This is a genomic window from Paracoccus alkenifer (genome assembly GCF_900108405.1).
Classification (GTDB): Bacteria; Pseudomonadota; Alphaproteobacteria; order Rhodobacterales; family Rhodobacteraceae; genus Paracoccus; species Paracoccus alkenifer.
Genome location: NZ_FNXG01000007.1, coordinates 20,868 through 42,865, shown reverse-complemented (window position 1 = coordinate 42,865; position 21,998 = coordinate 20,868). Strand labels below are relative to the sequence as shown.

20 protein-coding genes, 2 pseudogenes and 2 other annotated features are annotated in these 21,998 nt (G+C 64.3%); of the genes and pseudogenes, 17 read left to right on the top strand and 5 right to left on the bottom strand.

The features are described 5' to 3' along the window. Positions 1–37 precede the first annotated feature (37 nt). The 5 genes from BLW83_RS14135 to BLW83_RS14115 all read left to right on the top strand — a co-directional run bounded on the left by BLW83_RS14135 (position 38) and on the right by BLW83_RS14115 (position 5,597). Positions 38–373 carry a DUF736 domain-containing protein gene (locus tag BLW83_RS14135; protein ID WP_090848890.1) on the top strand — a complete coding sequence of 112 codons (336 nt, stop codon included), beginning with the start codon at positions 38–40 and terminating at the stop codon, positions 371–373. A 2-nt stretch (positions 374–375) separates the two neighbouring features. Continuing rightward, complete coding sequence (locus tag BLW83_RS14130; RefSeq protein WP_090848889.1) at positions 376–1,140, top strand: lytic transglycosylase domain-containing protein; 765 nt, start codon at positions 376–378, stop codon at positions 1,138–1,140. Between the two features lie 243 nt (positions 1,141–1,383). Beyond that, positions 1,384–3,138 carry a relaxase/mobilization nuclease domain-containing protein gene (locus tag BLW83_RS14125; RefSeq protein WP_090848888.1) on the top strand — a complete coding sequence of 585 codons (1,755 nt, stop codon included), beginning with the start codon at positions 1,384–1,386 and terminating at the stop codon, positions 3,136–3,138. A 25-nt stretch (positions 3,139–3,163) separates the two neighbouring features. Next, on the top strand, positions 3,164–5,149 hold the full coding sequence (locus BLW83_RS14120) for a conjugal transfer protein TraG (RefSeq protein ID WP_090848887.1): 1,986 nt from the start codon (positions 3,164–3,166) through the stop codon (positions 5,147–5,149). Positions 5,150–5,153: 4 nt separating this feature from the next. Next, entirely contained in the window at positions 5,154–5,597 is a 444-nt protein-coding gene (locus tag BLW83_RS14115) for a ribbon-helix-helix domain-containing protein (protein ID WP_090848886.1), read from the top strand. A gap of 283 nt (positions 5,598–5,880) precedes the next feature. Here BLW83_RS14115 and BLW83_RS14110 read toward each other — a convergent pair whose 3' ends face one another. After that, positions 5,881–6,744, bottom strand: coding sequence for a universal stress protein (locus BLW83_RS14110; RefSeq protein ID WP_090848885.1), 864 nt, complete (start codon positions 6,742–6,744; stop codon positions 5,881–5,883). Positions 6,745–6,755: 11 nt separating this feature from the next. Then, positions 6,756–7,049, bottom strand: a pseudogene (locus BLW83_RS14105) (STAS domain-containing protein); the annotation flags it as partial. 52 nt (positions 7,050–7,101) lie between these two features. On the opposite strand from BLW83_RS14105, the gene BLW83_RS14100 reads away from it, so the two are divergent. Beyond that, a protein-coding gene (locus BLW83_RS14100; protein ID WP_090848924.1) for an IS3 family transposase occupies positions 7,102–8,336 on the top strand; the annotation gives its coding sequence in 2 pieces (ribosomal slippage) (positions 7,102–7,396 and positions 7,396–8,336; 1,236 coding nt in all). Then, positions 7,389–7,505: a sequence feature (AL1L pseudoknot), on the top strand. It overlaps the preceding gene by 117 nt. Positions 8,337–8,375: 39 nt before the next feature. Here the strand turns inward: BLW83_RS14100 and BLW83_RS14095 are convergent. Further along, positions 8,376–9,575: pseudogene (locus tag BLW83_RS14095) on the bottom strand (SulP family inorganic anion transporter); the annotation flags it as partial. Positions 9,576–9,647: 72 nt separating this feature from the next. Next, positions 9,648–9,703, bottom strand: a sequence feature (sul1 is cis-regulatory element that is thought to sense ions involved in sulfur or methionine metabolism; They are found in Alphaproteobacteria). Positions 9,704–10,310: 607 nt separating this feature from the next. Here BLW83_RS14095 and trbB point away from each other — a divergent pair. From trbB to BLW83_RS14040, 11 genes are read left to right on the top strand one after another with little or no spacing between them, the layout of a single operon-like run. After that, on the top strand, positions 10,311–11,261 hold the full coding sequence (trbB, locus tag BLW83_RS14090; protein ID WP_425433972.1) for a P-type conjugative transfer ATPase TrbB: 951 nt from the start codon (positions 10,311–10,313) through the stop codon (positions 11,259–11,261). Then, positions 11,258–11,587: a TrbC/VirB2 family type IV secretion system protein gene (locus tag BLW83_RS14085; RefSeq protein ID WP_090848883.1), complete on the top strand. Its 330-nt coding sequence runs from the start codon at positions 11,258–11,260 to the stop codon at positions 11,585–11,587. The genes trbB and BLW83_RS14085 overlap by 4 nt, the downstream gene beginning before the upstream one ends. Beyond that, positions 11,587–11,868, top strand: a complete 282-nt coding sequence (locus tag BLW83_RS14080; RefSeq protein WP_058097062.1) for a VirB3 family type IV secretion system protein — start codon at positions 11,587–11,589, stop codon at positions 11,866–11,868. Before BLW83_RS14085 ends, BLW83_RS14080 begins: the two co-directional genes overlap by 1 nt. 10 nt (positions 11,869–11,878) lie before the next feature. After that, entirely contained in the window at positions 11,879–14,386 is a 2,508-nt protein-coding gene (gene trbE / locus BLW83_RS14075; protein ID WP_090848882.1) for a conjugal transfer protein TrbE, read from the top strand. Further along, positions 14,383–15,165: a P-type conjugative transfer protein TrbJ gene (trbJ, locus tag BLW83_RS14070; RefSeq protein ID WP_090848881.1), complete on the top strand. Its 783-nt coding sequence runs from the start codon at positions 14,383–14,385 to the stop codon at positions 15,163–15,165. The genes trbE and trbJ overlap by 4 nt, the downstream gene beginning before the upstream one ends. Before the next feature lie 18 nt (positions 15,166–15,183). Then, on the top strand, positions 15,184–15,471 hold the full coding sequence (trbK-alt, locus tag BLW83_RS14065; RefSeq protein WP_090848880.1) for a putative entry exclusion protein TrbK-alt: 288 nt from the start codon (positions 15,184–15,186) through the stop codon (positions 15,469–15,471). A 3-nt stretch (positions 15,472–15,474) separates the two neighbouring features. Then, positions 15,475–16,833, top strand: a complete 1,359-nt coding sequence (gene trbL, locus BLW83_RS14060) for a P-type conjugative transfer protein TrbL (RefSeq protein WP_090848879.1) — start codon at positions 15,475–15,477, stop codon at positions 16,831–16,833. Continuing rightward, the gene (gene trbF / locus BLW83_RS14055) at positions 16,830–17,519 is read left to right on the top strand and encodes a conjugal transfer protein TrbF (RefSeq protein ID WP_090848878.1); all 690 of its coding nucleotides are present in this window, start codon (positions 16,830–16,832) and stop codon (positions 17,517–17,519) included. The genes trbL and trbF overlap by 4 nt, the downstream gene beginning before the upstream one ends. A gap of 47 nt (positions 17,520–17,566) precedes the next feature. Continuing rightward, positions 17,567–18,544 (top strand): P-type conjugative transfer protein TrbG, encoded by a 978-nt coding sequence (gene trbG, locus BLW83_RS14050; protein ID WP_177172583.1) that lies wholly within the window; start codon positions 17,567–17,569, stop codon positions 18,542–18,544. Next, on the top strand, positions 18,541–19,668 hold the full coding sequence (locus tag BLW83_RS14045) for a TraB/TrbI/VirB10 family type IV secretion system protein (RefSeq protein ID WP_090848876.1): 1,128 nt from the start codon (positions 18,541–18,543) through the stop codon (positions 19,666–19,668). The genes trbG and BLW83_RS14045 overlap by 4 nt, the downstream gene beginning before the upstream one ends. Before the next feature lie 2 nt (positions 19,669–19,670). Further along, complete coding sequence (locus BLW83_RS14040) at positions 19,671–19,931, top strand: DUF2274 domain-containing protein (RefSeq protein ID WP_090848875.1); 261 nt, start codon at positions 19,671–19,673, stop codon at positions 19,929–19,931. Here the strand turns inward: BLW83_RS14040 and BLW83_RS14035 are convergent. Both BLW83_RS14035 and BLW83_RS14030 read right to left on the bottom strand, forming a co-directional pair. Further along, entirely contained in the window at positions 19,846–20,811 is a 966-nt protein-coding gene (locus tag BLW83_RS14035) for a LysR family transcriptional regulator (RefSeq protein ID WP_090848874.1), read from the bottom strand. The genes BLW83_RS14040 and BLW83_RS14035 overlap by 86 nt on opposite strands. A 61-nt stretch (positions 20,812–20,872) precedes the next feature. Further along, the gene (locus BLW83_RS14030) at positions 20,873–21,997 is read right to left on the bottom strand and encodes an ABC transporter permease (protein ID WP_090848873.1); all 1,125 of its coding nucleotides are present in this window, start codon (positions 21,995–21,997) and stop codon (positions 20,873–20,875) included. Position 21,998 lies beyond the last annotated feature (1 nt).

The window sequence follows — 21,998 nt, the reverse complement described above, 5'->3', positions numbered from 1 at the left end:
CCCGCGTCTTCTCCACCGCATAGGAAAGGAGCCTTCCATGGCACAGATCGGCCAGTTTATCCGCACCCCGTCCGGCTATTCCGGGCGACTCCGCACGCTCTCGCTGGACGTCGAGCTGACCTTCACGCCGTCGGAAAATGCGGACGCCGACAAGGCGCCTGCCTATCGCATCCATCTCGGCGATGAGTATGGGCCGGAAGTCGGCGCAGGCTGGAAACATTCCGGCGAGCGCGCGGGACCGTTCGTCTCCGTGCTTCTCGACGATCCAGTTTTCCAGCAGCCGATCCGCGCCCGCCTGTTCCAGTCGGACGAAGACGGCCGCGACTGGGGCTTGCACTGGACCCGCCAAAAGAAGCGCGACGAGCAGGAGTGATCATGGTCACGTCCTGCATCCGTCCCGCCTCGGGGAGATGTGGCGCCCGCCGCCGCATCCTCCTCCTTCTTCTTTCCGGCCTGTTCGTCACAGCCATTGCCCCGCTGCCCGGCCTGGCGCAGATCGCCGTGATGGGTCGTGCCGTCGCCGTGCATCCGCACGGCGCCCATATCGAAGAGGCTTCGCAGCGGTTCGGCATCCCGGCGGCATGGATCATCGCCGTGATGCAGGTCGAAAGCGCGGGCAATATGCACGCCATATCGTCTGCCGGCGCGATGGGGCTGATGCAGGTCATGCCCTCGACTTGGGCGGAGCTGCGCATCCGCCATGCTCTCGGCCGCGACCCCTTCGAGCCGCGCGACAACATCCTCGCGGGCACCGCCTACCTACGCGAGATGTGGGATCGCTACGGCAATGTCGCCGCGATGCTCGCGGCCTACAATGCCGGTCCCGGTCGCTACGATGAATACCGCGCGACGGCTCGTCCGCTGCCTGCCGAGACGCGCGCCTATGTCGCTGCTTTGACGCCGATCCTGCTCGGCGAGCGGCCTTCCGGCAGCGGCTCGACGGTCGCTCCGCCGCCCGACTGGCGCGAGGCGGCGCTCTTCGTCGCGCGTGAAATAGGCGCTTCCGCTGCCGATCCCGCGTCCCCCGACCGCACGCCGGACGATGCCCCTTCGCTCGTCCCGGCGGCACCGGACGCACTCACCGCCTTGCAGTCGGAGGGGCTGTTCGTCGCCCGCGATGCCGGTGAGGACCGGCCATGAGCAGCGGCACCGCAATTCGCATCCCATCGGGCGCTGGCGTGTCATGGAGGGCGCAGAGGGTGGCGGCAGGCACCACGACCGAAAGATGGCAGGATAAAAGCGCGCACGGTGCGGCTCAGGCGGGCGGTTGTTTTTGCTCATGTTTCTGGCGCGTTTCGCACCGTGCCGCGTTATCGCGCACCGTGTGCTTCGCGTCCATCTTCCTGATTTTCTTCTCAGTTTTGCACCGTGCGGGGATGTGCCATGTCCGATGAGCACGAGTTCCGCATCCGTCCGGGGCGCATCCGATCAACTCGTGCGCAGCAAACCCGTCCTTTCATCGCACAGGCGCTTGCCGCCGCGAAAAAGGCCGGAGGTGGCGTCTCGCGATCCGGCCGCGTCACATCCGGCAATCGTTCCCGCTTCGGGCGCGGCCAGCGCGCCAGCGTACAGGCCAACCGCCTCATCACCTCCCGTACACGCGGGGCCGTCGTCAAGGCACGCGTCGTTCGCCACATGGCGTCGTCGGCGCCGCTTGGGGCGCATCTTGATTACCTGCGCCGTGACGGCGTGACCCGAGACGGAGAGAAGGCAAGGCTGTTCGGGCCGGGAACGGAGGATGCCGATGGTCGCGCTTTCGCGGAGCGCTGCGGTGATGACCGGCATCATTTCCGGTTCATCGTCTCGCCTGACGACGCGCTGGATATGTCCGACCTCCGATCCTTCACCGACGATCTTGTCGGCCAGATGGAAAAGGATCTCGGCACGCGCCTCGATTGGGTGGCGGTCGCTCACTGGAACACGGCGCATCCGCATGTCCATCTGATCGTGCGCGGCACCCGCGACGACGGGCAGGATCTCGTGATTTCCCGCGCCTACATCAAGGAGGGGATGCGGGACCGGGCGCGCGATCTCATCACCCTGGAGCTGGGGCCGCGCACCGATCTCGACATCCGCCGCAGCCTTGAGGCCCAGGTCGAGGCCGAGCGCTGGACACAGATCGACCGCCAGCTTTTCCGTGATGCCGGCAAGTCCGGTGTCGTGGATCTCGCACCCCATGCCGACCGACCGCAGGACGAGTTCCATACGTTGAAGGTTGGCAGGCTCCGCACCCTCGAAGTCCTCGGGGTCGCTGATCAGATCGGCCCGGCGCAATGGGTGATCAGGCCCGAGGCCGAGACAGTCCTGCGCGAGATTGGTGAGCGCGGCGACATCATCAAGCGTATGCACCGCGCCCTGACCGAACGCGGCATCGAGCGCGGCTCGGCCAGCTATGTCCTCGCCGGTGAAAGCCTCGACGTTCCGGTCATCGGCCGTCTGGTCGAGCGCGGCCTTGATGACGAGTTGAAGGGCACCGCCTATGCCGTGGTCGATGGTGTTGACGGCCGCAGCCATCATATCAAGCTGCCGCATCTGGATGCCGCCGGCGACAGCCCACCCGGCTCGATTGTCGAGCTGCGCGCTTATGAGGATGCGCAAGGTGCGCGCCGTGTCGCGCTTGCCGTCCGCTCCGATCTCGATCTCGGCGCTCAGGTCGGCGCGTCGGGTGCGACCTGGCTCGACCGGCAGGCCATCGCCCGAGATCCGATTGCGCTTTCCGACAGCGGCTTCGGCGCCGAGGTCCGTCAGGCTCTGGATGACCGCGCGGAACATCTGATCGGCGAGGGCTATGCCGAACGACAGGGCGGACGCGTGGTCTTTGCGCGCCGGCTGCTCAGCACGCTGCGCAGGCGCGAACTCGACAGCCTTGCCGAGAAGCTCGCAGGTGAGACCGGCATGTCCTTCGAGCGTGCCGCCAGCGGCGAATATGTCGCCGGTTCTTATCGCCAGCGCTTCGCGCTCGCCTCCGGCCGTTTTGCCATGATCGAGGGTCCCGGACCCGACGGAGGCCTCGGCTTCCAGCTCGTGCCCTGGTCGCCCTCTTTGGAAAAGCAGATCGGCCGTCACGTCTCCGGCGTTGCCCGCGACGATGGCGGTGTCGATTGGGACTTCGGGCGAAAGCGCAGCCTCGGCCTCTGACCTCAACCGGAAAGGATCTCCGCCCATGTCCGCCACCAAAATCCTCTGGGGACAGATATCCATCGTCTTCCTGATCATCCTCGCCACCACCTGGGGCGCGACGCAATATGTTGCCTGGAGCCTCGGCTATCAGGCGCAACTCGGGCCGCCCTGGTTCGAGCTGTTCGGCGTGCCGGTCTATTATCCGCCCGCGATCTTCTGGTGGTGGTATTTCTACGAAGCCTATGCGCCGCCGATCTTTGCCAAGGGCGGGATCATCGCGGCCTCGGGCGGCTTCATCGCCATCGCGGTCGCCATAGGCATGTCGGTCTGGCGGGCGCGCGAGGCGAAGGGCGTCGCCACCTATGGCTCGGCGCGATGGGCCTCAAAGCCCGAGGTGAAGGCTGCGGGCCTGCTCGATCCCGATGGTGTGGTCCTCGGCCGATATGACCGCGAGTATCTGCGGCACGACGGTCCCGAGCATGTGCTGTGTTTCGCGCCGACCCGTTCGGGCAAGGGCGTCGGCCTGGTGGTGCCGACGCTGTTGACCTGGCCGGGGTCCGCCATCGTCCACGACATCAAGGGCGAGAACTGGCAACTTACTGCGGGGTTTCGTTCACACCACGGCCGGGTGCTGCTCTTCGATCCGACCAACCCGAAATCCTCGGCCTATAATCCCCTGCTTGAGGTGCGTCGCGGAGAGTGGGAAGTGCGGGACGTGCAGAACATCGCCGATATCCTCGTCGATCCCGAAGGCAGCCTCGACAAGCGCAACCATTGGGAAAAGACCTCCCATTCACTCCTTGTCGGCGCGATCCTGCATGTTCTCTATTCCGAACCCGACAAGACGCTGGCTGGCGTGGCCAGGTTCCTGTCGGATCCCAAGCGTCCGGTGGACTCCACCCTGCGCGCCATGATGACAACCGCGCATCTGGGTGAGGCGGGTCCGCATCCGGTCGTGGCCAGTGCGGCGCGCGAGCTGCGCAACAAGTCCGAGAACGAGCGATCGGGCGTGTTGTCGACGGCGATGTCGTTTCTGGGCCTCTATCGCGATCCCGTCGTGGCCGAGGTCACGCGCCGCTCCGACTGGCGGATCAGCGATATTGTGGCCGGTGATCAGCCAACCACGCTCTACCTTGTCGTGCCACCTTCCGACATCAACCGCACCAAACCCCTGATGCGATTGCTGCTCAATCAGGTTGGCCGTCGCCTCACCGAGGATCTGCAAGCGAATGCCGGAAGGCATCGGCTGCTCTTGATGCTCGACGAGTTTCCGGCGTTGGGCAGGCTTGACTTTTTCGAGACCGCGTTGGCCTTCATGGCGGGGTACGGCTTGAAATCCTTCTTGATCGCCCAGTCGCTGAACCAGATCGAGAAAGCCTATGGACCGAACAACTCGATCCTCGACAACTGCCATGTGCGGGTGAGTTTCGCCACGAACGACGAGCGCACCGCCAAGCGTGTTTCCGACGCGCTGGGGACCGCCACCGAGATGAAGGCGATGAAGAACTATGCCGGGCACCGGCTGTCCCCCTGGCTCGGGCATCTCATGGTGTCGCGTTCGGAAACCGCGCGGCAATTGCTGACGCCAGGCGAGATCATGCAGCTTCCGCCGCACGAAGAGATCGTCATGGTGGCGGGCATCCCGCCGATCCGGGCGACGAAGGCGCGCTACTTTGAGGATGCCCGATTCCGGGAGCGGGTTCTTTCCCCGCCCGAATTGAAGCGCCCCGAGGGAACGCGCCCCGACGACTGGACCACGCTACCGATCCCCGCGCGACCCGGGCCTGCCGAGGATGACGAGGACCACATCGCAGATGATGAAGATCCGACCGAGTCGGAGCGCCGGTTGCAGCCCGAACTCAGCCGCGTGAAGCCGGTGGAGAAGAAAAAGCCCATCGAGAACGAGTTCGAGCCCGATCTGTCCGATGACGTGGACGAAGATATTGCCCGGAACCGACGCATGATCCGCCAGGTGCAGGGGATTGCCCGGCAGGTCGCCATGGACCCGAACGACGGCATGGAGCTGTAGCGCCATGACCAATCGCCGAAAGAAGAAAAAGACCACGATCTATCTGGACCCCGACATTGAGGCGGCGCTGGCGGACTTCGCCGCGCGCCGGGATCGCTCGCAATCCATGATCGCCGAAGCAGCCATCGCGTCGTTCCTGTCGCCGGACGATGCCGAGCGACGGGAAGCGGTTGTCGCCAAGCGCCTCGACCAGCTCGACCGCCGCATGACGCGGCTGGAACGTGATGTCGGCATCGCCGTCGAGAGCCTCGCCGTGTTCATCCGCTTCTGGGTCACGACAACGCCGGCGCTGCCTGAGCCAGCTGCGAAGGCCGCGAAGGCGAAGTCGGCGGAACGATATGAGGCGTTCATCACCGCACTTGGCCGGCGTCTCGCGCAGGGGCCGAAGCTTCGGCAGGAGATTTCCGAGGACGTGGGCGGATCAGATGAGGGAACAGGGGCGCACTGATTGGTGTGCCGCCTCGAGCCCATCACCGACATTCAGATCATCCGCAGCGAAGCCAGTTTTTTCGGACACAGTATGAGACATGACCGATTTCGGACGGTTGTCCTTACCAATTGCTGCAGCGCGGAGATCTCGGAAGCGGTCATGGGCACTGAACCCGGCGGAACGATGCAGGAAAGGATGGGCGGTGCCGGGTCAATTTTCTGTTGGCTAGTGCCGCATCCCGGTTGTTAAAAAAGCCATGATCTCCCCCATCGACACAAGAAGAAACAGGGGTGCGATTTGGTCAACGGATCAGGACCACTGGCACCTTGCAGGACCGGATCATCGCCGTGGTGGTGGATCCGATGATCAGGCTGCGGATGCGTGAGTGGCCATAGGCACCCATCACCAGCATGTCGAACCGCGCCTCTTCCACCAGTTTGCCGAGCGCGGTTTCCGGCTGACCCGGCAGGATTGAGGTTTCGGCCTCGATCCCGGCAGCCTTCAGCGAAACTTTCGCATCCGCCAGGCCCGTCTGCGCTTTGGGCATGGCGCTGCCGACCGTGACCAGATGGATTTCCAGTTCTCGGAACAGTGGATTGCGGGCGATGTGATCTACTGCTTTCGTCGCCGAAACCCCGCCGTCATAGGCGACTAGGACCTTGGAAATCGGCTTGAAGGTCCGCGAGGCCACGAAAACCGGCTTGTGGCTGGCCCGCACGACACGTTCGAGGTTCGACCCCAGATGCCCCTTGGCGAAATCCGCCGCCTCGCCACGCTTACCGATCATGATCACGCGGGCATCAAGCTCGACCTCGGTCACCGCCTCGATCAGGTCACCATGGCGCAGGCGAGTTGTAATTTCGGTTACGCCCGCCTTGTCGAGGATGGCGTGGGCATCTTCCAGGATGGCGCGGCCCCGGTGGCTGACCAGCATCGCGCGCTGCGCGTCCAGTTCGGCCAGCTCTTCAAGAAGGGCGGTGCGGGCGCCGAGTGCGATGGCACCGGACAGATCTTGATTTTCCGGTGCCTCGCGGCGCCCCAGCACATGGATTAGCTCGACCGGCGCGCCGGTGCGGCCCGACAACCAGGCGGCATGGTCGCAGACGCTGGTCGAATAGGTCGAGCCATCGACAAGTGCGACGATCTTCTGCGGTTGTTCCGTCATGTCGTACTCCGTCAATGCGCTGTCAGCTTGTCCATCGCGCCGGGTTTGTCGTGGATGGCAAGCTTGTCGACGATGGTTTCCGACGCCTCGTTCATGCCGACGAGCTCGACCTCGGCCCCGTCGCGGCGGAACTTCAGGATAGCCATATCCAGCGCCTGCACCGAAGAAATGTCCCAGATATGGGCGCGGCTGACGTCGATGATCACCTTCTCCAGGGCTTCCTTGAAGTCGAAGGCATCCATGAAATCCTCAACCGAGCCATAGAACAGCTGCCCCTCGATCACATAGGTGCGCACCCGGCCGTCTGAATCGCCCCGGGTCTGTCGGAGACCATCAACTTAAGTAAGGATGATGGTTATGACGAAAAGCAAAATGGCAAATCGCTACTCGCCTGAGGTCCGCGCTCGTGCGGTCCGGATGGTGTTCGAGCATCAAGGCTCTTACGAAACGCAGGCGGGCGCGATTGCGGCCATTGCACCGAAGATCGGCTGTATTCCGCAGACCTTGCGCGATTGGGTCAAGCAGGCCGAGAAAGACAGCGGGATGCGCGACGGTGTGACGACCGAGGAGCGGGATCGCATCAAGGCGCTTGAGCGGGAGAACCGTGAGCTGCGTCAGGCGAACGAGATCCTCCGCAAGGCATCAGCTTATTTTGCGCAGGCGGAACTCGACCGCCCACTGAAGCGATGATCACGTTCATTGATGATCAGCGCTTTGTCTACGGCGTCGAGTCGATCTGCAGGGTTTTGCCGATCGCGCCGTCGACATATTACCACCGCCTGGCGTGCCTCGCTGATCCTTCCAAAGCGTCGCTGCGCCATCAGCGGGATACGGAGCTACGCCCTGAAATCAAACGGGTCTGGGATGAGAATTACCAGGTCTATGGCGTCCGCAAGGCGTGGCATCAGCTCAAGCGCGAGGGCTTTGATCTGGCGCGCTGCACGGTGGAGCGCTTGATGAAACAGATCGGCATCCGTGGTGCCGTGCGTGGAAAGGTAGTCAAGACAACGATCCCTGACACGTCAGCGCCCTGTCCGCGCGACAAGGTGAACCGCGTGTTCCGGGCCCCAGCACCGAATCTGCTATGGGTCAGCGATTTTACCTATGTGTCCACGTGGCAAGGCTTTGTTTACGTAGCCTTTGTGATCGATACGTTTGCCGACCGCATCGTCGGCTGGCGGGTCTCGCGGTCTGCCAAGACAGACTTTGTCCTCGATGCTTTGGAGCAAGCCCTGCATGATCGACGGCCCGTTCAGAAAGCCGGCTTGATCCACCATTCGGACCGCGGCGGGCAATATTTGTCCATTCGATACACCGAGCGCTTGACTGAAGCCGGGATCGAGCCGTCGGTCGGCAGTGTCGGCGACTCGTATGACAACGCCCTCGCTGAGACGATCAACGGCCTCTACAAAACCGAACTGGTCCATCGCCAAGGGCCGTGGCGCAACATGCAGGATCTGGAAATGGCTACCCTCGGATGGGTCGATTGGTTCAACAACCGCCGCCTGCTTGGTCCCATCGGAAATATCCCGCCAGCCGAGGCCGAAGAGAACTTCTATGCACAGGGCGACGTGCTCGATATGGTCGCATGAAATGAAGCTTTAGGTCTCCGACGGACCCGGGGCGATTCAGTCAGCTGTGGCCGAAGAGCTGACCTTGAACAGCTGCGCGATCTTGCCGGCAAAGAAGATGCCCGACAGAAGCACACCGACCAGCACGCCGATGGCGAGGTTGTGGGTCCAGACCACGATCGCCACGGTCGCGAGCATCACTACCGAGGACGAGCGCGGGTGGGTCCGCAGGTTCTTCAGCGACGACCACGAGAAGGTGCCGATCGACACCATGATCATGATCGCCACCAGCGCGGGCATCGGGATCCGGGCCACCCAATCCCCCAGAAAGACAACGAGGATCAGCAGCACGAAACCGGCGGTAAAGGTCGAAAGCCGCCCGCGTCCGCCGGATTTCACGTTGATGATCGACTGGCCGATCATGGCGCAGCCCGCCATGCCACCGATAAAGCCGGTGGCGGTATTGGCGATACCCTGGCCGACGCATTCCTGATCGCGGTCCGATCTGGTATCGGTCAGGTCATCGACGATGGTCTGCGTCATCAGGCTTTCCAGCAGGCCGACTACCGCGATGGCCAGCGAATAGGGCAGGACGATCAGCAGCGTCTCCAGCGTCAGCGGGATCTGCGGAATCAGGAAGACCGGCAACGTGTCGGGCAGTTCGCCCATGTCGCCCACCGTGCGCATCTCCCAGCCGAAGGCCATTGTCAATGCCGTCAGCACGACGATGGTGACCAGCGGCGACGGGATCGCCTTGGTCAACAATGGGAAGAGATAGATGATGGCAAGCCCAGCGGCGACCAGTACATAGGTCAGCCAGGTGACCATGGAAGGGTCCAGTTCTGGCAGCTGCGCGAGGAAGATCAGGATGGCCAGCGCATTGACGAAGCCGGTCATCACAGATTTCGATATATAGCGCATCACAAAGCCCAGACGCAGCAGTCCGGCGCCGATCTGGATCAAACCGGCCAGCACGGTGGCGGCCATCAGATATTGCAGCCCGTGGTCGCGCACCAGCGTGACCATCAGCACCGCCGTGGCGGCAGTGGCCGCCGAGATCATACCGGGCCGCCCACCGGTAAAGGCGATCAGCACGGCAATCGAGAAGCTGGCGTAAAGTCCCACCTTGGGGTCAACGCCTGCGATGATGGAAAAGGCGATGGCTTCGGGGATCAGCGCCAGCGCCACAACCAACCCGGCCAGCAGGTCGCCCCGGATATTGCCGAACCATTGGGTTCGGTAGGCATCGAGTGAAATCATGTAAATCCGTTCCTGACCGATCAGGGGCCGGAATGGGCCGCATGTCGATGTTCGTTCTTTGGCATAGGTTCGGGTTGTCCGGCGGATCAGCGGCCGGAAGAGCCACCCGGGTTCTCACCAGGTCCATGCGTTTCATGCGCTGTTAGGCGCAAACAGGCTGCATTTGCAACCCGGAACCGGGGTGCCAGAGAATACACAAGGCAACACGTCCGGATTCTAATCTACAGCGAGGAAGAAGCGATCATCCTCAGCAGGGCAACTGCTGTGCTCGCAATATGTCAGATGCGTCGTCAGCAGGAGGATCCGATGCGCGCTGCTATCTCGGCTGTCGCTGCTTGTCGCGCGAGCGGCGGCTTCGCGATCCTGCCGCGACTGCGATGTTACACTGCCATCAGGCAGCTTCCTGCGCATCGTTGAGTTTCGTGCTGAAATGCTCGCAAGGATGCATCTGCGGCGAATGGCAGCTTCGTCCGCAAAGCCGTCATGTTCATAGGATCATTCCGCTCATGTTGAACGGCTCCCCACGCCACTCCGCCTTGGCGCTGAGTGGCGCCACCGCCGTTCTCCTGTATTTGCACGCCACGCTACTACGACGCTCGAAACTTGTTGAAACGGCCTGCTTTGCTTCTCTTTTAGTGATCCCCATCCGGGGATCCACTCTCGCCTCCCCGGTGGAACGGGGACGAGATGGCAGGCATCAACCACAAACAGGCAACGGTGGACCGCGGCGCGCGCATGCTCCGAACGGCGCTCGGGCCTGCCATCTCAACCCTGCTGCAAGATCCGTCTGTGGTCGAGGTCATGCTGAACCCCGATGGCCGGATCTGGGTGGACCGGCTGTCCGAAGGGCTGGCCGATACGGGCGAGATGTTGTCCGCCGCCGACGGGGAGCGTATCGTCCGGCTGGTTGCCCACCATGTCGGTGTGGAGGTGCATGCCCGCAGCCCCCGCGTCTCGGCCGAACTGCCGGAGACCGGCGAGCGCTTCGAGGGCCTGCTGCCGCCGGTCGTAGCCGCACCCGCCTTCGCCATCCGCAAGCCCGCCGTCGCGGTGTTCACGCTCGACGACTATGTGGCGGCCGGAATCATGTCCGCCGACCATGCCGCAACACTACGCGAGGCCGTCGCGTCCCGCGCCAATATCCTGGTAGCGGGAGGCACCTCGACCGGCAAGACCACCTTGACCAACGCGCTGCTGGCCGAAGTGGCTAAGACGCAGGATCGTGTCGTCATCATCGAGGACACCCGCGAGCTGCAATGCGCAGCACCCAACCTCGTCGCCATGCGGACCAAGGATGGCGTGGCCACCTTGTCGGAACTGGTGCGGTCGTCGCTGCGCCTGCGTCCCGACCGTATTCCGATCGGCGAGGTGCGCGGCGCCGAGGCGCTCGATCTCCTCAAAGCCTGGGGAACCGGGCATCCGGGCGGCATCGGCACCATTCACGCCGGTTCCGGCATCGGTGCGCTGCGCCGCCTCGAACAGCTCATCCAGGAAGCTGTTGTCACCGTCCCCCGCGCCATGATCGCGGAAACCATCGACCTCGTGGCTGTCCTCGCCGGGCGCGGCACCAATCGCCGCCTTGCCGAACTCGCCCGCGTCGAAGGGCTCGGCGCGGACGGCGACTACCGGATTTCCCCCGCCTTTTCAGAACCCGACACCACTCACGTTTCAGGAGAACCTGCATGATCCGTTGCGCCTTCCGTATCCGCCATCATCTGGCGATCGCCTCGAGCTTCGCCTGGGTAAGCCTGATGACGTCCCCGGCCTTTGCCTCGGGCTCTTCCATGCCCTGGGAAGCGCCGCTGCAATCCATCCTCGATTCCGTCGAAGGACCAGTGGCCAAGATCGTGGCGGTGATCATCATCATCGTCACCGGGTTGACGCTCGCCTTCGGCGACACCGGCGGCGGCTTCCGTCGCCTGATCCAGATCGTCTTCGGCATCTCGATCGCTTTCGCGGCCAGTTCCTTCTTCCTCAGCTTCTTCTCCTTCGGCGGCGGGGCGCTGGTCTGATGGTCGTGAGTTTCGAGACGCTCGACACGGTGCCCGGCTTTTCCGTTTCGGTCCATCGCGCCCTGACCGAGCCGATCCTGCTCGGCGGCGCGCCGCGATCCGTCGCCATCCTGAACGGCACCCTGGCCGGGGCGGTCGGGCTCGGCCTCCAGCTCTGGCTCGCCGGCATCCTGATCTGGGCCGTCGGCCATATCGCGGCTGTCTGGGCCGCGAAACGCGATCCGCTTTTCGTCGAGGTTGCGCGCCGCCATCTCCGCATCCCCGGCCATCTTTCGGTTTGAGGTTTGATCCATGATGAATCTCTCGGAATACCGCAATCGCAGCAGCCGCTTGGCCGACTACTTGCCTTGGGTGGCGCTGGTCGGTGAGGGCGTAGTGCTGAACAAAGACGGCTCGCTCCAAAGGACCGCGAAGTTTCGTGGGCCGGATCTGGATTCCGCCGTCGCGGCCGAACTTGTCGCCGTCGCCGGACGGCTGAACAACGCCTTCCGCCGCCTCGGCTCCGGCTGGGCGATCTTCGTCGAGGCGCAGCGGTCGGAAGCCGCGACCTATCCTGCAAGCCGCTTCCCCGATCCGGCCTCGGCGCTGGTCGATGCCGAGCGCAAGGCCGATTTCGAGGAGGAAGGCAGCCATTTCGTCTCCGGCTATTTCCTGACCTTCCTTTGGCTACCGCCCGCCGAAGACGCGGCACGCTCGGAGTCCTGGCTTTACGAAGGCCGCGAGACTTCGGGCGTGAACCCCTGGGAACTGGTGCGCGGCTTTATCGACCGCACCGACCGCGTGCTGGGGCTGCTCGACGGATTCATGCCGGAGTGCCGCTGGCTCGATGACGCCGGCACACTGACCTATCTGCACTCGACGATCTCGACCAACCGACATCGCGTCGGCGTCCCCGAAACCCCGGCCTATCTCGATGCGCTGCTGCCCGACCAGCCGCTGACCGGCGGGCTGGAGCCGCGCCTGGGCAATCAGCATCTCCGGGTACTGACGATCACCGGATTTCCGGGCACGACCACGCCCGGCCTGCTTGATGAGATGAACCGGTTGGCCTTTCCTTACCGATGGTCCACCCGCGCCATCCTGATGGACAAAACCGACGCGACCCGGCTGCTGACCAAGATCAGGCGGCAATGGTTTGCCAAGCGCAAGAGCATCGCGGCGATCCTCAAGGAGGTGATGACCAACGAGCAATCCGCGCTCGTGGACACGGATGCCGCGAACAAGGCGGCGGACGCGGACATGGCGTTGCAGGAACTTGGCGCCGATATGGCCGGCATGGCCTATGTCACCGCGACGGTCACCGTCTGGGACGCGGACGCCCGCCGCGCCGATGAAAAGCTGCGGCTGGTCGAGAAGATCATCCAGTCCCGCGATTTCAGCGTCATGGTCGAGACGGTCAATGCCGTCGACGCCTGGCTCGGCAGCCTGCCCGGACACGCCTATGCGAATGTCCGCCAGCCGCCGGTCTCGACGCTCAACCTTGCCCACATGGTTCCCTCAAGCGCCGTGTGGGCGGGGCCGGAGCGGGACGATCACTTCGGCGCACCCCCGCTGCTTTATGGCAGGACCGAAGGTTCAACCCCGTTCCGGTTCTCCCTCCATGTCGGTGACGTGGGCCATACCCTCGTTGTCGGGCCGACCGGCGCGGGCAAGTCGGTGCTGCTGGCGCTGATGGCCTTGCAGTTCCGCCGCTATGTCGGATCGCAGGTCTTCGCCTTCGATTTCGGCGGGTCGATCCGCGCCTCCGCTCTTGCCATGCGGGGTGACTGGCACGATCTCGGCGGTGAACTGACCGACGCGGCCGAGGCTTCCGTTTCGCTGCAACCGCTGTCCCGCATCCACGAGACCACTGAGCGCGCCTGGGCCGCCGACTGGATCGTCGCGATCCTGGTGCGCGAGAATATCCAGATCACGCCCGAGGTGAAGGAACATCTCTGGACGGCCCTGACCTCGCTCGCCTCCGCGCCGGTCGGCGAACGCACCATCACTGGCCTTGCCGTGCTGCTGCAATCCAATGACCTGAAACAGGCGCTGCGCTCCTATTGTGTCGGCGGCCCCTATGGACGCCTTCTTGATGCCGAGGCCGAGCATCTCGGCTCGGCCGACGTGCAGGTGTTCGAGATCGAGGGCCTGGTCGGCACCGGCGCCGCGCCCGCCGTCCTCTCCTATCTGTTTCATCGTATTGGCGACCGGCTGGACGGTCGCCCGACGCTGCTGATCATCGACGAGGGCTGGCTGGCGCTCGACGACGAAGGGTTCGCTGGCCAGCTCCGCGAGTGGCTCAAAACGCTGCGCAAGAAGAACGCCAGCGTCATCTTCGCCACGCAGAGCCTCAGCGACATCGACGGCAGCAATATCGCCCCGGCCATCATCGAAAGCTGTCCAACGCGGCTCCTGCTGCCGAACGAGCGGGCCATTGAGCCGCAGATCACCGCGATCTATCGCCGGTTCGGCCTCAATGATCGCCAGATCGAGATCCTGGCGCGGGCCACGCCCAAGCGGGACTACTATTGCCAAAGCCGCAGGGGCAACCGGCTGTTCGAGCTGGGCCTCAGCGACGTCGGCCTCGCGCTCTGCGCCGCGTCTGCCAAGTCAGATCAGGGCCTGATCACTAAAATCCTCGCTGAACACGGCCGCGACGGGTTCCTCGCCGCCTGGCTGCGCGCACGCGGCGTCGAATGGGCCGCCGACCTGATCCCGGACCTCACCAATCTCGCGAAGGAAAGCGAGAACCTGTCGCCCGTCGTCGATAAGGACGAGTTCGGCATCATCCTGGAAGAAAAGGAGATTTCACTATGACCGGCAAATTGCCCCGGTTCGCCCGCATGATCAGCACCTCGGCGCTGACCCTTGCGCTCGCCGCGCCGCTGGCACTGGCGCCAGTGTTCACGACACCGGCCCTTGCCTTCTTCGGCGGGTTCGGCCGGATCGTCTATGACCCGACCAACCATGCCGAAAACCTGCTGACCGCCGCACGCACGCTGGAACAGATCAACAATCAGATCACCTCGCTCCAGAACGAGGCGCAGATGCTGATCAACCAGGCCCGCAATCTCGCGAGCCTGCCGCACTCGTCGCTCCAGCAGCTTCAGCAGAATGTCCAGCGGACCCAGCAGCTTCTCGGCCAAGCGCAGAACATCGCCTTCGACGTCCAGAACATCGACCAGATGTTCCAGCAGGACTATGGCAACCTATCCCTCACGGCCACCGATCAGCAGCTCGTCACCGATGCACGCTCTCGCTGGGAGAATACCGTCGGGGGTCTTCAGGACGCTATGCGGGTGCAGGCCGGCGTCGTCGGCAATATCGACACCAACCGCGCCGAAATGTCCGCCCTCGTCGGAGAAAGCCAGGGGGCGACGGGCGCGCTGCAAGCCACCCAGGCCGGCAACCAACTTCTCGCCCTGCAAAGCCAGCAGCTTTCCGACCTGATCGCGGTCATCTCGGCCAATGGCCGGGCGGGGGCCCTCACAGAGGCCGAGCGCGCGACGGCAGCCGAACAGGGCCGCATCCAGCGCGAACGCTTCCTGACGCCGGGCTCGGGCTACCAGCCCGGCAACGCGCAGATGTTCAACTGAGGCCGGGAGAGGGAGATCATGGAAGGGAAGGTGCTGGCCAGGATCGCGGCCATCGTGCTCATTGCCGTCGCCATCACGGCGGCGATCATCGAGATGACCCGTGAAGACGTCTCTGCCCCGGTGCCTTCCGCTCCGGCACTCCTGCCGTCGACCGATCCTCTCCGCGAAGGTCAGCGCCGCTGTCAGGAAATGGGTGAGTCCGCCGCCAATGATGCGGAATGCCTGGGCATCTGGGCTGAGACCCGTGACCGTTTCCTCGGTCGAACGCCCGCCCGGACTAACCCCGGCCCGAATGGGGAGCGATGAGCAATGGGCGGCACGGGGGTCATCGACAATTTCCTTGGCATCTTCACCAGCTACATCGACTCCGGCTTCGGCCTGCTCGGCGGCGAGGTTGCCTTTATCGCCACGACGCTCATCGTCATCGACGTGACGCTCGCCGCCCTGTTCTGGGCCTGGGGCGCCGACGACGACATCATCGCGCGCCTGGTGAAGAAGACGATCTTCGTCGGCGTCTTCGCCTATATCATCTCCAACTGGAACAACCTCGCCCGGATCGTCTTCGAGAGCTTCGCCGGTCTCGGCCTGATGGCCTCGGGCACCGGGTTTTCCGCCGCCGATCTCCTGCGACCCGGCCGCGTCGCCCAGATTGGCCTTGATGCCGGGCGTCCACTGCTCGAATCCATCTCCGACCTCATGGGCTGGATCGCCGTCTTTGAAAACCTCGTGCAGATCCTTTGTCTGTTCTTCGCCTGGGCGCTGGTCATCCTCGCCTTCTTCATCCTAGCGATCCAGCTCTTCGTCACCCTCATCGAGTTCAAGCTGACGACACTCGCAGGCTTCGTGCTGATCCCCTTCGGTCTCTTCGGCAAGACGGCCTTCATGGCTGAAAGGGTCCTGGGCAATGTCGTCTCATCCGGCATCAAGGTGCTGGTGTTGACCGTCATCATCGGCATCGGCTCGACACTCTTCGGCCAGTTCACCGCAGGCTTCGGCGGTGCGACCCCGACCATCGACGACGCCATGGCGATCGTGCTGGCCGCCCTTTCTCTTCTCGGTCTCGGCATCTTCGGCCCCGGCATCGCTGCGGGCCTCGTCTCGGGCGGCCCGCAACTCAGTGCAGGGGCGGCGGTTGGAACCGGCCTCGCGGTCGGCGGTGCTGCTGTGGCAGCCGGCGGCGCGACCATGCTTGCGGCGCGCGGTGGCGGTGCCGCACTCTCTGGTGGCGCGGCACTTGCCCGCGGCGGGGCCTCGGCCGCCGGTGCGGCGTCATCGGCCTATACGCTCAGTTCCATGGGCGGGTCCGGCGCATCCGGTGTCGCTTCCGGCCTTGGCGGCGTGGCGCGCACTGGTGCATCCGCAGCCATCTCGCCCCTCAAGCGCGCCGCATCACGCTCCGCCGACAGCATGAAATCCAGCTATTCCGACGGCGCCAGAGCCGGGTTCGCGGCGTCCGGCGGCAGTTCCTCCATGGGAACGGTCGGCGGAGCCCCATCGTCTGCACCATCAACCCCTTCAGCCGCAAATGGTCCGCCGGCCTGGGCGCAGCAAATGCAGCGTAGCCGCGCGATGAGCCAGGGCGTCAGGGCCGCAGCCCATGCCGTCCGATCCGGTGACAGCCGTGGCGGCGGCTCCTCGATCAGCCTATCCGAAAGTGACCGCACATGAACATCTTCAAGCGACCGACGACCCATTACGGCAAGGTGCCGGCACCGGAAACGCCGTATCAGCGCGCCGCGCAGGTCTGGGACGAACGCATCGGCTCGGCTCGCGTGCAGGCGAGGAACTGGCGCTATATGGCGTTCGGCTCGCTGATCCTCTCGGTCGGTTTTGCTGGCGCGCTTGTCTGGCAATCCGCGCGCGGAACCGTCGTGCCCTGGGTGGTGCAGGTGGACAATCTCGGCCAGGCCCAGACCGTCGCCCCGGCGACGGTCGACTATCGGCCGACAGATCCGCAGATCGCGTTCCATCTTGGCCGCTTCATCGAGCAGGTCCGCTCGCTTCCCGCTGACCCGATCATTGTCCGCCAGAACTGGCTCAGGGCCTATGAATTCACCACGGATCGCGGCGCGGCGGCGCTCAACGACCATGCGCGGGCCAACGACCCGTTCACCCGTGTCGGCCGCCAGCAGATCGCCGTCGAGGTGTCGAGCGTCATCCGGGCATCGCCGGATTCCTTCCGTATTGCCTGGACCGAGCGCCACTACGAGAACGGTCAACTCTCCACCACCGAGCGATGGACAGCGATCCTGACCATCGTGATCCAGACGCCGCGCAATGCCGAGCGCCTGCGCGCAAATCCGCTCGGCATCTATGTCAACGCCCTTTCATGGTCACGGGAGATGAGCCAGTGATCCGCAAGTCTTTGAGCAAACCCGCGTTTACGGCTTCTCGCAAACCCATGCTCCTGGCTTTGCTGCTTTCCGCGACATTGCTGGCCGGCTGTGCGACCAACAGGACGCCGCAGTTCAGCTACGATGAAAACGTGCCACCGCTGCCCGCTGTGCAGACGGCCACAGCGGATGATCGGCCCCGGCCCCTGCATGTCCCGCCCGCCTGGACCGTGGCGCGGGGCGGCGAGGCGGCGGGCACCGCGATCGCCCGTGTCGAAAACGCCAATGCCGCTGCCCGCGTCGAGCCGCGCCGGGAAGGCTATTACAATGCCATCCAAGTCTATCCTTGGTCGGAAGGCGCACTCTATCAGGTTTACGCATCTGTCGGGCAGATCACCACCATAGCGCTGGAACCAGGCGAGAGCCTGACCGGCGCCGGGCCGATCGCGGCCGGTGACACCGCAAGGTGGATTATCGGCGACACCGAGAGCGGATCGGGTGCAAACCGACGTGTGCATGTGCTGGTGAAACCGACCCGGCCGGACATCTCGACCAATCTCGTCATCACCACCGACCTGCGCATCTACATGATCGAGCTGCGCGCCCGCGAGGCGCTTTACATGCCTGCCGTTGCCTGGGCCTATCCCGCGCCGCCGCCCGGCCAGCGGCAGACCGTGCCTGCGGCGCCGATCATCCCTGCCGAGGCGGCACGAAACTATCGCTACGGATTGCAAGTGCCGGGCAGCAGCCCGCCATGGAGGCCGGTCTCCGTCTTCGACGACGGCAGGCGCGTCTATGTCGTCTTCCCGCGTGGCATCGTGCAGGGAGAGATGCCGCCGATATTCGTGCTCGGCGCGGACGGCGAACCCCAGATCGTCAACAGCCGGATCCATCAGAACGTCCTGATCGTGGACCGCCTGTTCGGCGCAGCGGAACTTCGCCTCGGCAGCGGCGACCGCCAGCAGGTCGTCGGGATCGTCCGCGTCGAGCAGACGCAGGCCGCAGCCCAGCCAGCCGGAGCGGCCACCGGAGGATCACCCTCATGAGTGGCACCGACACTGCAGCCCCCATGCGGTTGCGCGCCGAGCCGCCCCGCGTCACGCGATTGTCCCGCAAGGTGCTGGCAGGCGCCGGAGCCGTTGCCCTTCTCGGCATTGGTGGGGCACTGATCTACGCTCTCCAGACCCGCGATGCCGGGCCGGGCGGCGGCGAACTCTATTCGACCGAGAACCGCCCCACAGCAGATGGGCTTGCCGGCCTGCCGCGCGACTATACCGGCCCAGTCCTGGGACCGGCGTTGCCGGGCGATCTCGGTCGCCCGATACTTGAGGCCGAGAGGCGGGGACAACCGGTCGCGCCACCGACCATCACGACGCCCGCCGTTGATCCCGAGGAACAGCGTCGTCTCGCCGAGGAAGAAGCCGCGCGCTTGAGCGGTGTGTTCTTCCAGGCCGGCCCGCGCACGGCAACCCCGTCGGGAACGGCCATGCCCGGCCCCGCTGGCTTTGGCCTCAGCGGGCAGCCCGCGACACAGGATCGCCACGCGGCGTTCCTCAATGGATCCGTGGACCGGCAGACCGTCGCCCCGGATCGTGTCACGCCGCCGGCATCGCCCTATATTCTTCAGGCCGGGGCCGTGATCCCCGCCGCGTTGATAACCGGCATCCGTTCCGATCTGCCCGGCCAGATCACCGCACAGGTGACGGAAAACGTCTATGACAGTCCGACCGGCAGCTTGTTGCTGATCCCGCAGGGCACACGCATCATCGGCCAGTATGATGACGGTGTGACCTTCGGCCAGCGCCGCGTCCTGCTGGTCTGGAATCGCCTGATCCTTCCGGGCGGACGGTCCATCGTGTTGGAGCGCCTGCCGGGTGCGGACGCTTCCGGTTACGCCGGGCTTGAGGATGGCGTGGATTACCACTGGTGGGATCTGATGCGCGCCGCTGGCCTCTCGACCTTGCTTGCGGTCGGTGTGGAATTGGCCAGCAGCGACGAGGACCGACTGATCCGCGCCATCCGCGATGGCGCGCAAGATACCATCAACCAGGCGGGTCAGCAGATCGTCCAGCGCCAGTTGCAGGTCGCACCGACACTGACGATCCGTCCTGGCTACCCGGTCAGGATAATCGTGACCCGCGATCTGGTATTCGAGCCGGCAGGAGGTTGACCATGACAAAGCTGAAACTCGGCCCGCTCGCTGACAGCAAGCCCGTAAAGATGACGGTGGAAATCCCCGCAGAACTGCATCGAAGCCTCGTCGACTACGGGCGTCTGTTGGGCGAACCCGGAGGCCCGCCAGTCGATCCGATACAATTGATCGTTCCCATGCTGGAGCGGTTCATCGCTACGGATCGCGGCTTTGCGAAAGCCCGTCGCTCAGGTCAGGCACCGAAGGCGCAGGGGGGAACGTCATCGCCTTCGCCAGACTGAGAAGCCGTCGGAAGGCGGGATTGTCGTTGCTGGTTGACCAGACCGCCGAGAAGGAGAGAACCTCGCCGAGGATCGGGCGGTAGGTGACACCCGGAAACCGCGCGACGGTCATCGCCTCGCACACCAGTGTCAGCCGTCGGCCAAGCGCCACCAGCGGCAGGAGATTGTCTAGCCCGACCGCCTGCACCTGGATATCGGGACGTTCGCCGAGTCCGGCGAACTCGCGTACCAGATAGGCGTGGATCTCCTGTCCCGGTGCGACTTCGCTGACGACGAAGGGTTCGCCAGCTAACTCGCGCCAAGTCAACGCGTCGAGGCGCGCAAGCGGGTGACGATCCGGCACGGCCACGAAGATCCGCTCGGACCACAACGGCGTGCGCTCGCAGCCGGGCCACTCCCGCGCTTCGGCCAGGAAGGCGACATCAAGACGCATCTGGCGGATGGCGGCAACATGCTCGTCGGCATTCCCGTCGAGGAGTTCGATCCGCACTTTGCGGTGACGCTCGCCGTAGCTCTGCAGCAGCTTCGTGAGAAAGCCCGAGGCGATGGAGGAATAGATCCCGATCCTCACGCAGCCGTTTTCGCCACGACCTGTGACCGCGACGTCATTGGTGCCTTCCCCGACGATCCTGATTGTTTTGCGGGCCATGGCAAGGAAGCGCTGTCCGGCAAAGGTTTGCGAGACACCCCATGTATGGCGGTGAAACAGCGAGGCGCCGATCTGATCCTCAAGCTTGGCGATACATCGGCTGATAGCCGACTGCGAGAGGCCCAGAGCCGCCCCCGCCTTGCGGAAGCTGCCATGCTCAGCCGCGGCCACGAAATAGCGGAGATGGCGAAGCTCGATGACATCACGCTGCCTGACCACCTCTTCCGTCATGCTGCCGCCTTACCATTCCCAAGAACGTCGAGGCTGGCGATGCGGCTAAAGGATATCAAACTCACCCCGTTACGTTCATCGAGCGGCGAAACAGCACCAGGCTGGCGGCGAAGAAGGCGGTGCCAAGGCCGATCATCAGCGCAAGCTGCATCCAGACCGCTGCCAACCCTGCGCCGCGGAAGGCCACCGCCTTGGCGAAAGCGAGGAAATGGCGCGATGGCAGCAGCATGGTCAGACGTTGCACGGCGTCAGGCTGGCTTTCGATGGCGCTGAAGCCGCCCGACAGCATGATGATCGGGATGATGGTCATCACGATCAGCAGCGCGAATTGCGCCATCGAGCGCGCCAACGTGCCAAGCAGCATCCCGATCGCCGCCGCCGCCCACAGATAGACTGCGGCCCCCATCACCAGCAGCGGCATCGACCCCGCTACCGGCACGCCCAGGATGCCCTGCACCACAACCAGAAGCGAGCCGACAAAGGCCACGAGAACGATCAACATCACCGCCAGCACCTTGGAGAGCGCTACCTCGACGGGTGAGAGCGGCATCACCATCAGATGCTCGATGGTCCCGTGTTCGCGCTCGCGCAGCATGGCGGCACCGGTCAGCACAATGGTCAGCAATGACAGCTGATTGAGCAGCGAGGACAGCGTCTTGAACCAGACCGGATTGCCGTTGGGGTTGAAGGCGCGACGTAGTTCAAGATCCAGTTCAGGCGTCGGCGGGTCAGATTGGCCGGTAAGAAAGACGCGCGATTCGTCAGCCACGATATTGCGAAGGTAATCGCTGCCAAGCTGGGCCTGTGATACAGCGGTGGCGTCGGCCAGCAACTGCGCCACCGGTGCGCGTCCCGCAATGGCATCCGCACCGAAATCAGGCGGGAAGTTCAGCGCAAACATCACGTCGCCCCGGTCCATCGCCGCCGCCGCCTGATCGGCTGTCATATAGAGGGGGGTCTGGAACCAGGGCGGCATCAGGGCATCGGCAATCTGGCGGCTCAGGGGCGAGTTGTCCTCATCAACGATGGCGATCGAGGCATTGTGCACGGTGTCGCCCGCGCCGCGGGCCTCCATCATCACCGCGAAAAAGAACGACCACAGGATCAGCACCACCATCACCGGATCGCCGAGGGTGCTTTTGATTTCCTTGCCGATCAGCCAGAAGATATTGAGGATGGCGCGCATC

Bases quoted from the DNA above. Each gene is read 5' to 3' on its own strand.
- BLW83_RS14125 (WP_090848888.1), top strand. From the start codon at position 1,384: ATGTCCGATGAGCACGAGTTCCGCATCCGTCCGGGGCGCATCCGATCA.
- BLW83_RS14110 (WP_090848885.1), bottom strand. From the start codon at position 6,744: ATGACGGAACAACCGCAGAAGATCGTCGCACTTGTCGATGGCTCGACC.
- trbE (WP_090848882.1), top strand. From the start codon at position 11,879: ATGATGAATCTCTCGGAATACCGCAATCGCAGCAGCCGCTTGGCCGAC.
- trbB (WP_425433972.1), top strand. From the start codon at position 10,311: ATGCTCCGAACGGCGCTCGGGCCTGCCATCTCAACCCTGCTGCAAGAT.
- BLW83_RS14045 (WP_090848876.1), top strand. From the start codon at position 18,541: ATGAGTGGCACCGACACTGCAGCCCCCATGCGGTTGCGCGCCGAGCCG.
- trbK-alt (WP_090848880.1), top strand. From the start codon at position 15,184: ATGGAAGGGAAGGTGCTGGCCAGGATCGCGGCCATCGTGCTCATTGCC.
- trbG (WP_177172583.1), top strand. From the start codon at position 17,567: ATGCTCCTGGCTTTGCTGCTTTCCGCGACATTGCTGGCCGGCTGTGCG.
- BLW83_RS14115 (WP_090848886.1), top strand. From the start codon at position 5,154: ATGACCAATCGCCGAAAGAAGAAAAAGACCACGATCTATCTGGACCCC.
- BLW83_RS14030 (WP_090848873.1), bottom strand. From the start codon at position 21,997: ATGCGCGCCATCCTCAATATCTTCTGGCTGATCGGCAAGGAAATCAAA.
- BLW83_RS14120 (WP_090848887.1), top strand. From the start codon at position 3,164: ATGTCCGCCACCAAAATCCTCTGGGGACAGATATCCATCGTCTTCCTG.
- trbL (WP_090848879.1), top strand. From the start codon at position 15,475: ATGGGCGGCACGGGGGTCATCGACAATTTCCTTGGCATCTTCACCAGC.
- BLW83_RS14080 (WP_058097062.1), top strand. From the start codon at position 11,587: ATGGTCGTGAGTTTCGAGACGCTCGACACGGTGCCCGGCTTTTCCGTT.
- trbJ (WP_090848881.1), top strand. From the start codon at position 14,383: ATGACCGGCAAATTGCCCCGGTTCGCCCGCATGATCAGCACCTCGGCG.
- trbF (WP_090848878.1), top strand. From the start codon at position 16,830: ATGAACATCTTCAAGCGACCGACGACCCATTACGGCAAGGTGCCGGCA.
- BLW83_RS14135 (WP_090848890.1), top strand. From the start codon at position 38: ATGGCACAGATCGGCCAGTTTATCCGCACCCCGTCCGGCTATTCCGGG.
- BLW83_RS14085 (WP_090848883.1), top strand. From the start codon at position 11,258: ATGATCCGTTGCGCCTTCCGTATCCGCCATCATCTGGCGATCGCCTCG.
- BLW83_RS14130 (WP_090848889.1), top strand. From the start codon at position 376: ATGGTCACGTCCTGCATCCGTCCCGCCTCGGGGAGATGTGGCGCCCGC.
- BLW83_RS14040 (WP_090848875.1), top strand. From the start codon at position 19,671: ATGACAAAGCTGAAACTCGGCCCGCTCGCTGACAGCAAGCCCGTAAAG.
- BLW83_RS14035 (WP_090848874.1), bottom strand. From the start codon at position 20,811: ATGACGGAAGAGGTGGTCAGGCAGCGTGATGTCATCGAGCTTCGCCAT.